General features: G+C 62.5%; 9 protein-coding genes. All 9 read right to left on the minus strand.

The features are described 5' to 3' along the window. Positions 1–74 precede the first annotated feature (74 nt). The gene (locus tag P5W98_RS11815) at positions 75–1,907 is read right to left on the minus strand and encodes a PglL family O-oligosaccharyltransferase (RefSeq protein WP_421024689.1); all 1,833 of its coding nucleotides are present in this window, start codon (positions 1,905–1,907) and stop codon (positions 75–77) included. A gap of 123 nt (positions 1,908–2,030) precedes the next feature. Next, positions 2,031–3,737: a group II intron reverse transcriptase/maturase gene (gene ltrA, locus P5W98_RS11820; RefSeq protein ID WP_434718055.1), complete on the minus strand. Its 1,707-nt coding sequence runs from the start codon at positions 3,735–3,737 to the stop codon at positions 2,031–2,033. A gap of 1,342 nt (positions 3,738–5,079) precedes the next feature. Continuing rightward, the gene (locus P5W98_RS11825; protein ID WP_421024690.1) at positions 5,080–5,757 is read right to left on the minus strand and encodes a pilin; all 678 of its coding nucleotides are present in this window, start codon (positions 5,755–5,757) and stop codon (positions 5,080–5,082) included. Between the two features lie 193 nt (positions 5,758–5,950). Then, positions 5,951–6,661: a TerC family protein gene (locus P5W98_RS11830; RefSeq protein WP_421024691.1), complete on the minus strand. Its 711-nt coding sequence runs from the start codon at positions 6,659–6,661 to the stop codon at positions 5,951–5,953. A 218-nt stretch (positions 6,662–6,879) separates the two neighbouring features. Continuing rightward, entirely contained in the window at positions 6,880–7,761 is an 882-nt protein-coding gene (gene sucD / locus P5W98_RS11835) for a succinate--CoA ligase subunit alpha (protein WP_035532387.1), read from the minus strand. A 94-nt stretch (positions 7,762–7,855) separates the two neighbouring features. After that, the gene (gene sucC, locus P5W98_RS11840; RefSeq protein WP_421024692.1) at positions 7,856–9,022 is read right to left on the minus strand and encodes an ADP-forming succinate--CoA ligase subunit beta; all 1,167 of its coding nucleotides are present in this window, start codon (positions 9,020–9,022) and stop codon (positions 7,856–7,858) included. Between the two features lie 50 nt (positions 9,023–9,072). Next, positions 9,073–9,768 carry a DUF2889 domain-containing protein gene (locus tag P5W98_RS11845; protein WP_421024693.1) on the minus strand — a complete coding sequence of 232 codons (696 nt, stop codon included), beginning with the start codon at positions 9,766–9,768 and terminating at the stop codon, positions 9,073–9,075. A 133-nt stretch (positions 9,769–9,901) separates the two neighbouring features. Further along, entirely contained in the window at positions 9,902–10,534 is a 633-nt protein-coding gene (recX, locus tag P5W98_RS11850; protein ID WP_421025264.1) for a recombination regulator RecX, read from the minus strand. Positions 10,535–10,583: 49 nt separating this feature from the next. Continuing rightward, on the minus strand, positions 10,584–11,660 hold the full coding sequence (gene recA / locus P5W98_RS11855) for a recombinase RecA (protein WP_421024694.1): 1,077 nt from the start codon (positions 11,658–11,660) through the stop codon (positions 10,584–10,586). Positions 11,661–11,690 lie beyond the last annotated feature (30 nt).

Consider the following 11,690-nt stretch of genomic DNA (forward strand, 5'->3'; position numbering starts at 1 on the left):
ACGCTGAGCGCGTTCGTTGGCGCGCCCAGCGGCGAGCCGGAGCCCAGCCGCCGCGCCCGATAGTCAATCATCCCTCAATCATCCGAATCGTCGTCCGATTCGCTCGACTCTTGCTGGACCTTCGTCGCCGGCATGCCGTACTTTTTCACCAGCGCGGCCTTGAAGCCTGCGAGCGCCGGCTCGGCGTCGCAGAGGCTGTAGAGCGAGGCCATTTGCGTGGGCCAGTCATGCAGTTCCTGCGCAAAGATCTTCAGGCGCTCGACCGTGTCGAACGCGCCGTCCTGATTCCCATCTAGCGCCTGCAGTGCCGCATAGCGGCGCAGCACGGTCTCGCCCGGCAGCAGCGCAATCGCGCGCTCGTGCGCGGCGAGCTTGCTCGCGAGATCCCGGGCGTCGATCGACATGAGCGTCGCCATGCCGTAATTGCCCCAGGCGCGGAACAGGAACGACGGCTGCGCCGCATACTCCTCGGCGGGATGGGAACCGTAGTACAGCACCTCCGCTCGGTTGTAGTCGCGCAGCACCGGCCACAGCGAAACGATGCCGCCGAACACGAGCACCGCATAAACGGCGCGCGTGAGGCTCGGCGGAACGAAGCGCAGCGGCTTCGTCTCGAGCAGGCCGAACACGAACATCGCGGGGAGCAGGAAGAACATGTACTGCTGCGGATACTCGACGAGCGCATGCATGACCAGCGCGCCAATCAGCGCAAAACCGAAAATGCGCTCTGCCGTATGCGGCGCGCGCAGCGCGCGCACGAACCAGGCGACGAGCCCGATCACGACGATCGCGCAGCCCAGCACACCCGTCTTGGCGAGCAAGTCGATGAAGATGTCGTGCGAGTTGTTGGCGATCTCGACGCCGCCCAGCGTGCGCGCGAGTTCGAACTGATGGATCGGGAAGTCTCCCCAACCCACGCCCAGCAGCGGATGCGTCTTGAACATCGTCCAGCCGTAGCGCCACAGTGCGATGCGCGGCGCGATCTGGCCGGCGTCCTTGAAGCGATCGGCCGCCGACTGGTCGAGCAACAACTCGTAGTGGACGTTGGCCCAGCGCACGAGCCCGTTCACGGCGAAGAAAATCACAAAAAGCACGATGGGCACGACCCAGGCACGCGCGCTGCCGACACGCGCGACCGCACCGGTGGTGCTGCCCGCCTCGTCTCCGGCACGCACGCCGCGCGTCGCGGACAGCGCCATCCAGAGTCCCGCAACGACAATTACGGCCATCTGCAGCCACGGGCCGCGCGACACCGTAAGCGCGAGACCGCCCGAGTAGATGACCGAAAGCACGACCCACAACAGGACGTTCAGACGACGCGTCTGCACGAGGTACAGCGCCGCTGCCGTCGCGAACGCGATGTAGGTCGCGAGGTGATTGGCTTGCGCCATGTTGCCGAACGGCCGCCGGTCGAAGCGCACGTTGTAGGCGACCACGAGCGGCGTGACCTTCGCCTCGAGATGCAGCAGTTGAATGACCTGGCAGAACACCGCGAACAGGCCGCCGATCATGAGCGCCCAGGCGCCCCACACCATCGCCGTGCGCGTGAGGTTCACGCGCGTGATGCCATAGCCCGCGTGGACGGCCATGAAGGCGGCCAGCAAATAGCCCGCGCCCAGCCAGTTCATCGACGGTTGCTCGACGGGCAGCGCGAGGGTCTGCACGATGAGAAGCACACCGAAGGCGAGGGGCACGAGCGCGACCGCGGGCGAAGCGAAGTCGCGCGCCGGCCGCGCGGAGCGCACCAGCAGCCAGACCCCGGCGCCGACCATCAGATACAGCGCGAGCGCGGTGAATTCGGAATAGAACGTCGGGATGGGATACGTGTGGACGACGACCGCATACGGCAGGATCAATGCAACGGCCAGCAGGACGAACGTAAGGTAACGCGCAAAAGGAGAAGGCATGGGAATGGGGGGCGTCGGGTAGGGTAGCCCCCCTTCCTTGCGGAAGAGGAGCCCCCTAGGAACCGTACGTGCGAGTTTCCCCGCATACGGCTCGAGCCTACATATTTCTTATACAAAGCCCCGTCAGTGCAACGACGGAGCCGGCTTAGCTACGACAAGTTTACCAACGTGCACCTGCCGGTGGCAGTCTGGGTGAAGCAGAACCCTGTTGGATAGAGCGTCTGAACCGCCGTGCATCCGATACTCCAGATGATGGTCGTGCCAGCCAGTCTCGTCCGTCAGGGCACAGCCACAATGCGCGCAAAGCCCGCTCTGTGACATGAACAGCGAAGCCCATTGCTTTCGGTAGCGCATCGAATCCCACATACGCTCCTGCCTCAGATGCTCGCCGTACTGCTCCCACACGGGGTCGAAGGGATTGAACTCCCCCTTGACCTTCTTGTGGCGCCTGATGTCCGTACCGCTGATTTGGTACAACTCAAGCAGCCCCCTACTACCGTCCTCGCGAATGACAGGAGCAGCAAACACCCAATGCCGATTGCCAACGGAGTGAAAGTACTTCCGCCTCACCCAGTCGGCGCCCTTGTTCGGATGCCGCCGCTTTGACCACCGCCAGAGTCGCTGAAACACCAATGACTCCATGCGGCTGTACGCCTGCTTGGCCACTACAGGGCAGTGATACAGCGCCCAACCCCGTAGTATCGGATTGAGCAGGCGGATTAACTCCTCCTGCTTGACCGTCTTATGACCGCTGATCGTATCCGCCACCTTGCGGTAGAACGTTTGCACGTTCTTCTTGCTCGGCTTGATGAGTAGCGTTCCCGAATACTTCCGGAAGCTCCACCCAAGGAAATCAAAGCCTTCGTCAATGTGAACGATCCGGGTTTTTTCCTCGGCTAGTTGCAATCCCCGCACTTCAAGGAAGGCTTCTATCCAAGGCCTGACCTCGCGTTCCAGCAGCTCTTTCGAATCGCCGGTAATGACGAAGTCGTCCGCGTATCGCACCACATTCACTTTCAGCTTCTTCGCTTTTCCGATCCCAAATTTTGCAGTGAGCTGCGCAATCAGTTCACGTTCCAGCCCGTTCAGCGTCACGTTTGCCAGCGTCGGGGAAATGATGCCTCCCTGCGGCGTACCGGCCTTTGTCGCCTGTAGCTGCCCTCTGTAAATTAGGCCAGCCTTCAACCATTTGCGGAGGATCACCCTGTCCATCGGGACATTGTTTTCCAGCCACTGGTGATTGATGTGGTCAAAGCATCCTTTGATGTCCGCTTCAAGAACCCATTGCGCTGATCTGCGACGGGCCATGACAACGAAAATCTGAGACATGGCGTCAGCCGTCGAGCGGTTAAGCCTGAACCCATAAGAGTTCGGGTCGCTCATCGATTCCGACACCGGCTCCAAAGCCAGCAGATACAAGGCTTGCATCGCCCTGTCCCGCATGGTCGGAATGCCCAGCGGGCGCTCCTTACCATTGGCCTTGGGGATAAAGACTCTCCGTAAAGGCAAAGGCCTGTATCCACGCCGCTTCAACCTGCCGACAGCGAGCCATCGGCTTTCAGGCGAATCCCACAGTTCGCGATCGACCCCAGCCGTTCGCGCACCCTGATTCTGCGTAACACGTCGTACCGCGTACAACTTTGCAGACAACGTGCGGGTCAGCATTCTTTGCAGGGCCTTCACCCTTCGCCAGTCGCCTTCCCGCGTCGCCTTCGCAATTCGAATCTGCATCCCTCTCACGTTCCGTTCAACCCGACGCCAATCTACGGCGTACCAGTTGTCAGGCGCGTGGGAAAGCGCAGATCCGGTCTTCCGACCAGATACTTTCATGCTGCTCTCCTACCTTGGGTTAGATCCCCGGCAGAAGGCGCATCTTCCCCAGCGGGGCAGACACACCCCGCTGGGGAACAACAGACACCTCAATATGGGCGCATGCACCCATATCTCGGACAAACACCTCAGTACGAGCGCATGCACTCGTACCTAACCAAGTTACAGAGGGTAGTCAGCCGTCTTGCGACGGTAGACCAGACGGAAGTCTGCCCGCTTTCGCGTGGGGCGATGTCTCAGCCCCTATCCGAACCGTTACAGCCCAGCATTCGCTTTTTCCGTCCTCCCATACCTGCACAATCAACAGCGTCCCTTACGGTTCGCCTGCCAGCAGTACCGCACCGGCAACCATACAGGCTTACCACGTTCCCGGCATGTCACACGACTGACGTAGGTTCTGCCTCTTCCCCGGTGGCTTGATGACGACGTAATCCGACGGTTGAGCGGATTAACCAGCCACGTACCTTTTGGTTAGAGCCCGATGTTCAAGCAGCTTTGGCTCCTCAGTGCTTACGAGGTTTATCAGCAGTTCACGTACGTTAACCTTATCAGCCAGCCTAGCTCCTCAACCCCCTTGCTGCTGGGAGTCTCCAGATCGTTCCTCGCGGAATCGGTCTGCCCGAAACGTCCGGGGGCTACGTTGTCAGAAGAGCTTCACACCCCACCGTTGCCAGTGACGCATGTCTTCCTAGGCTACTGCTGGTCGTACAGCAGGTTTACTTCCTCGCCCCGACATCAGGGCAAGGCCAAACAATGACACACCGAGCTTTCGCTCGTACCGGTTTACGAATCCGGTGCCACTGAGAGCACAGGAATTGCGCACAACAGCCCGCCCGGTCGGCGGAGATGAGGCCGCTGACTGGGCGGAACCTGACGGTAATCAGGTCAGCACAATGCGATGACCGGTGAGATGCAGCACACCAGACATCGCCAATGGCGATACCCGGCATACCCCCACCGGGTTCGCTTCGTTACATGAGGTGCAAAGACAGACGGGCTTAGTTAGGCCCACATTGCACCTTTCGCGGCTGGTTAGGCGCCCGAGGGCACCTCCGAACACCGCTAGTCGATGTCCCTTACGTTGGGACTACCCGGACACGAGCGTGCGTGTCGCACCAACCGGCGCACTATACAAAACTTTTCCCTCCCTGTGCGGAAGGCAGACGAATGAAATCCGCCCGCACCTGCCATGCCTTCGATCCGTACGCCGCGCATCAGGCCCCGGCTCCAGGTGGGTGCAGCATGGCGGCGCATGCGCCAGACATCGCGAGCCGGACGCCCTCACGACGGCCGGCGCGCGAATTGCCGCCTCTCACGCGTGCTTCACAAGACCCTCACGCTCTCAAGCCCGGCACTCCGGCGGCGCGAGGTTGGCGGGCAGCGTAGCCGCCTCGACAGGCACCGGACCCAAGCCAGGTGCGCCGAGCGACGAGGCCGACTTGCCGCCCGCGAAGCATTCCCACGTGAGCGTGCCGCCCTGCACGCTGCCTTGCGTGAGCGCCACGCGCGCGGTGGGCGAGTCCGCGTTGTCGGGCACCGACGGCACGAGCACGATCGTGTTGCTGCCATCGGGCGCGATGCGCTTGGTGAACACCACGGTGATCTGCCCGGTCGTGTCGTCCACCTTCACGGAGTCTACGTTGCGCGTGGCCGGCGGCACCGTGTAGCCTGCGCCGAACGCATTGCCGCTTGCGGCGTTCTCCGCCACTGCAAGCCGCGCTGCGGAAGCCAGTGAGAGGCCCTCGCCCACCCGGCTGCGCGCAAGATAGTCCTGATACGCAGGAATGGCATACGCGGCGATCACACCAACGATGGCGAGCACGATCATCAGTTCGATGAGCGTGAAACCGGGCGCTGACCAGCGCTTCGCGAGACGCACGAACGCGCGACAGGACCGCACGAGCGAAGCCGCGGCATGCGTGGCATGGCTCGCAAACGGTGGGGCCGCGGCCGACGCGGCACAGGGCCCGGCGAAGCGAGACGCGCTCGGGCTGGAAAGGGATGGGGATACGGTCATCATCAGGGCTCCTGAAACGAGAAACGCCTGCTCACGAAACAGTGAACAGGCGCTTCGATCGTATCGGCGCCCCCGTTGGCGCAGCAGTCGGCCGGATGGCTTAGGCCTGACGCTGTCGGAGCATCGGCTTGTGTGCGAGGCGCAGCGTCCACGCGACGGCCAGCTCAGAACGACCGGAAGAGCGCCAGCGCCGCACTCAATGCGTGCCCCGCGCGCGCCGCTCGTTGCGGCGCTTGAGCAGATGCCCGACCACCACCACCAGAATCGCGCACGCCGCGCTCATGCCATATTCGGCGGCGGGCGTATCGAGCAGCGGCCAGCGGTCGCCGGCCGGATCGTTGATGATCAGCCCGCCCGCGATCCAGCCGAGCAGCGCAGCGCCCAGCGTCACCACCACAGGATAGCGGTCGAGCAGCCTGAGCACGAGCTGGCTGCCCCACACGATCAGCGGAATGCTCACCATCAGGCCAAAGATCACGAGCGCGATGCGGTGGCGCGGGTCGGCGGCTTCGGCCGCGCCCGCGATTGCCACGACGTTGTCGAGGCTCATCACCGCATCGGCGACGATGATGGTCTTGATCGCGCCGATCAGCTTGTCGGAGGGCTTCACGTCAGCGTGCTCGAGATGCGAAGGCGCAAGCAGCCGCACCCCGATCCACAGCAGCAGCAGGCCGCCCGTGAACTTCAGGTACGGCACGTTGAGCAGCACGACCGCAAAAGCGATCAGCACGACACGCAGCACGATCGCGCCGACCGTGCCCCAAACGATGCCGCGCAGGCGCTGTTGTGCGGGCAAGTCGCGGCAGGCGAGCGCGATCACCACGGCGTTGTCGCCACCGAGCAGGATGTCGATGACGATGATCTGAAAAACAGCGCCCCAGTGGAGCGACGTGAAAAACTCAAGCATGAAAGCGACAAGAGAATCGTGAATGCAGCAACAAGGCGCGGCCGCCGTAAAAAAAAGCAGCCGCACAAGTAAAAAAGCGAGGCAGCCATGACTGACTCCCTCGCTTCTGTCCGGAAACCTCTTGAAAGGGTTCCGCAAGCATATCAAAAAACGCTGGCCACCCGCGCATCACATCGTGCGCGGGCGCGCAGCCAGTTTTGAAATTTACCGCGCCGAAATTACAGAATCGACTTCAGCAGACGACCCATTTCCGACGGGTTGCGCGTCACCTTGATGCCGCAGCCGTCCATGATTTCCAGCTTCGCGTCGGCCGTGTCCGCACCGCCCGAGATCAGCGCGCCGGCGTGGCCCATGCGCTTGCCCGGAGGCGCCGTGACGCCTGCGATGAAGCCGACCACCGGCTTCTTCATGTTGTCCTTGATCCAGTAAGCGGCGTTGGCTTCGTCCGGACCGCCGATCTCGCCGATCATGATCACGGCGTCCGTATCCGGGTCGTCGTTGAACATCTTCATGACGTCGATGTGCTTCAGACCGTTGATCGGGTCGCCGCCGATACCGACTGCCGACGACTGGCCGAGGCCGAGCGCCGTCAGTTGGCCCACCGCTTCATACGTGAGCGTGCCCGAACGCGACACGACGCCGATGCGGCCCTTCTTGTGGATGTGACCCGGCATGATGCCGATCTTCAGCTCGTCCGGCGTGATCGTGCCGGGGCAGTTCGGGCCGAGGAGCAGCGTCTTGCGGCCTTCGCGGCGCATACGATCCTTGACTTCGATCATGTCGCGGACAGGGATGCCTTCCGTGATGCAGATCGCGAGATCGAGGTCGGCCTCGACGGCTTCCCAGATCGCGGCGGCGGCGCCTGCGGGCGGCACGTAGATGACCGAAACGGTCGCGCCGGTGGCTTCCTTGGCTTCACGCACGTTCGCGTAAATAGGAATGCCTTCGAAGTCCTCGCCGGCCTTCTTCGGGTTCACGCCCGCGACGAACGCTTCGCGGCCGTTGGCATATTCACGGCAGGCGCGCGTGTGGAACTGACCGGTCTTGCCGGTGATGCCCTGCGTGATGACCTTGGTGTCTTTGTTGATCAGAATCGACATGTATTGACCTCTGTTCGTTTGGCGTCGCGCGTCGCGTCAGCCGGGCGGACCCGAGCCTTCGCGCCGGCACGATGCCATTCGTATCCGCTGAAAATTACTTGCCTTCGGTAGCCGCGACGACCTTCTGCGCAGCCTCTTCCATGCTGTCCGCCGAGATGATCGGCAGGCCCGATTCGGCCAGCATCTTCTTGCCGAGGTCCTCGTTCGTGCCCTTCATGCGCACGACGAGCGGCACATTCAGATTCACGGCCTTCGAACCGGCGATCACGCCTTCCGCGATCACGTCGCAGCGCATGATGCCGCCGAAGATGTTCACGAGGATCGCCTTCAGGCCCGGGTTCTTGAGCATGAGCTTGAACGCTTCGGTGACCTTCTCGGTCGTGGCGCCACCGCCAACGTCGAGGAAGTTCGCCGGCTCGCCGCCGAACAGCTTGATGGTGTCCATCGTGGCCATCGCAAGGCCTGCGCCGTTCACGAGACAGCCGATGTTGCCGTCGAGCGAGATGTACGCGAGGTCGAACTTCGAGGCTTCGATTTCAGCCGGATCTTCTTCGTCCAGGTCGCGGTAAGCAACGATTTCCGGGTGGCGGAACAGCGCGTTCGAGTCGAAGTTGAACTTCGCGTCGAGTGCGATGACCTTGCCGTCGCCCGTGACGTTGAGCGGGTTGATTTCGGCCAGCGACGCGTCGGTCTCCCAGAATGCCTTGTACAGGCCTTGCAGGATCGCGCGCGCTTGCGGAATCGAGGCAGCCGGCACGCCGATCTTCGCGGCGAGGTCGTCGGCCTGAGCGTCGAGCAGACCCGTCGACGGCTCGACGATGACCTTGTGAATCAGTTCCGGATGCTTTTCGGCAACTTCTTCGATGTCCATGCCGCCTTCGCTCGAACCCATCAGAACGATCTTTTGCGACACGCGGTCAACGACGAGGCTGACATACAGTTCCTGCTTGATGTCGGCGCCTTCTTCGATCAGCAGACGGTTGACGCGCTGGCCTTCCGGACCGGTCTGGTGCGTGACGAGCTGCATGCCGAGAATCTGGCTCGCGTATTCGCGAACCTGTTCCAGCGACTTCGCCACCTTCACGCCACCGCCCTTGCCGCGGCCACCCGCGTGAATCTGCGCCTTGACGACCCACACCGGACCGCCCAGCTCTTCAGCGGCCTTGACCGCGTCGTCCACCGAAAACACCGGCTTGCCGCGCGGTACCGCGACTCCGAATTTCCGCAGGATTTCCTTACCCTGGTACTCGTGAATCTTCATGCGTGATTCCTTCAGTCTGAGAGTTGGAGTGAACTTCGTTTCCGCTGTTGTTATTCATGCGCGAGAACGCCGGCCCTGCCCTCTTGGCTCAGGCCTGTTGGGTTGTCGCGCACGCTGGAGGCTTGTGCGCCGCGTTCTATTGATTGCGGCACATGACCATACCAGCGCGGATAAAACTGCCTCACCGCCTCACCGTCGAACCGCAGCGCATGGCAGCGGCCGAGCTGGAAAGGCGGCGTTTCGCCGGCGGCTTCGCCGTCGGCGGTCTTGCTCGGTTCCTGCCCGGACGCTTCGCCGGGCGTTCCGCGCGAGATTTCCCACACCTCTCCTGCAAACGCCTGGACCGCGACTGTCGGCAACACGCCCAGCATTTCCGTGAGGTGCGTGCAGCCAACCGTGCCGGCGAGCAACCGACCGGCTTCGCGGCGAAAGTTCTTGAGGAGATTGAGCCCGATAAGGGCCCGATAGGCGGGATGAGCGTTCTGGCACTGACCGTCGTACGGCACCCAGTCGGACGACGCTTCGGCGTCGACGACGTTGAGCTTGCGATCGATCGTGATGCGGAGCCAGAGTTCATGGATCGGCGAACCGTTGGGCCGCACACCGGCGGCGAGCGGCACGTCGCGTGGCTTATGATCGGTCAGGCACGCGTCGATGTCCCACAGGCCGTCTTCGCGCTCATAGGCGACCGCCCGGATAGCGCGCTGATGACGCAACTGGCGAGGCGCTGGCGAAGAAAGCGGCATGCTAGTAGAGGTAAGACCGGACAGGAAAACCTCTCGATTTTAGCATACCGAGTATTTGAGACAGCGGCGAACCCACAGCGCCCGGCAGTGCCAGGCCGCAGCTGTTTTTTGAGTCGACCGGATCAATTTTTGGTCAGTCGCCCTCGAAGCTGTCTTCGATGCCCTTCAAAATCTTGCCGATTATCGACATCGAAAAGCCTCGCGCAGCCAGAAAACGCGCCTGTCGCGCGCGCTCGGCGGGCGTCTCGGGTAACTGGCCGTACTTCTTTTGCCAGACGGCACGGGCCCGGGCGAGTTCCGTTTCGCGCAGTTGCGCGTTGACTTCTTCAATGAGCGCGTCGCCCACGGCATGACGCTTGAGCTCGCTGACGATGCGCCCCGCTCCCACGCGCGCGGCGCGGCGGTACACGACGCTTTCCGCAAAGCGTGCGTCGGATAGCCAGCCTTCGCGTTCGAGCGCGTCGAGCAGTGCTTCGAGCTCGTCGGCGTTTTCGGTGAAAGGCATGAGCTTGCGCGAAAGCTCTGCGCGGCTGTATTCGCGGCGCGAGAGATAGCCGAGCGCACGGCCCTTGAGGGAACGCTCGGGGCGCTGCCTGCCAGGCGCTTCGTTCGTGGGCGCGTTTCGCGAGGTGCGTGAGGTACGCGAGGTGGAGGTGCGCTCGAATTGGTCGGCTTGCGACGAGGCCCCGCCTTCGCCCAAAGACGAAGGCGGGGCCTCTGACGTTTCCGTCTCATGCGGCACCGAAGCGAACCCAACCTTGCGCATCACGATCGTGCTGACTCTCTGGTGCCCATTCGAGACTGGTGATCCGAACTTATTCTTCGCCCGCGACTTCGACTTCGCCGGAGTCGTTGACGCCGTCCGGCATCGTGCTCACGCCAAGCGACTCGCGAATGCGGTTTTCGATCTCGCGAGCGATGTCCGCATTCTCGCGCAGGAATTCGCGCGCATTGTCCTTGCCCTGGCCGATGCGTTCGCCGTTATAGCTGTACCACGCGCCTGCCTTGTCCACGATCTTGGCCTGCACGCCGAGGTCGATGATTTCGCCCTGGCGCGAGATGCCTTCGCCGTAGAGGATGTCGAACACGGCTTCGCGGAACGGCGGCGACACCTTGTTCTTGACGACCTTCACACGCGTTTCGCTGCCGATCACTTCGTCGTTCTTCTTGATCGAACCGATACGGCGAATATCCAGACGCACCGACGAGTAGAACTTGAGCGCGTTGCCGCCCGTGGTGGTTTCCGGGTTGCCGAACATCACGCCGATCTTCATGCGGATCTGGTTAATGAAGATCACCATGCAGTTCGTCTTCTTGATCGTGCCGGTGAGCTTGCGCAGCGCCTGCGACATCAGGCGCGCCTGCAGACCCGGCAGCGAGTCGCCCATTTCGCCTTCGATTTCGGCCTTCGGCACGAGCGCCGCAACCGAGTCGATCACGATCATGTCGATCGAGCCCGAGCGCACCAGCGCGTCGGTGATTTCGAGCGCCTGCTCGCCCGTGTCCGGCTGCGAGATGAGCAGCTCCGGCACGTTCACGCCGAGCTTGGACGCGTACTGCACGTCGAGCGCGTGTTCCGCGTCGATAAACGCCGCCGTGCCGCCGAGCTTCTGCAATTCGGCGATCACCTGGAGCGTGAGCGTGGTCTTGCCCGACGATTCCGGACCGTAGATCTCGACCACCCGGCCGCGCGGCAAGCCGCCCACGCCGAGCGCAATGTCGAGGCCGAGCGAACCGGTGGAGACCACCTGAATGTCTTCGACCGCCTCGCCGTCGCCGAGCCGCATGATCGACCCTTTGCCGAACTGCTTTTCGATCTGCGCGAGCGCGGCAGCCAGTGCCTTGCTCTTTTCAGCAGTCAGCCCAGCCGAGCCTTTCTTGCTATCTTCCATGAATCGTCCTTTGCTATGATGAACGGCGTC

The sequence above is a fragment of the Paraburkholderia sp. A1BS-2L genome (assembly GCF_051125205.1).
In the GTDB taxonomy this organism is placed as follows: domain Bacteria; phylum Pseudomonadota; class Gammaproteobacteria; order Burkholderiales; family Burkholderiaceae; genus Paraburkholderia.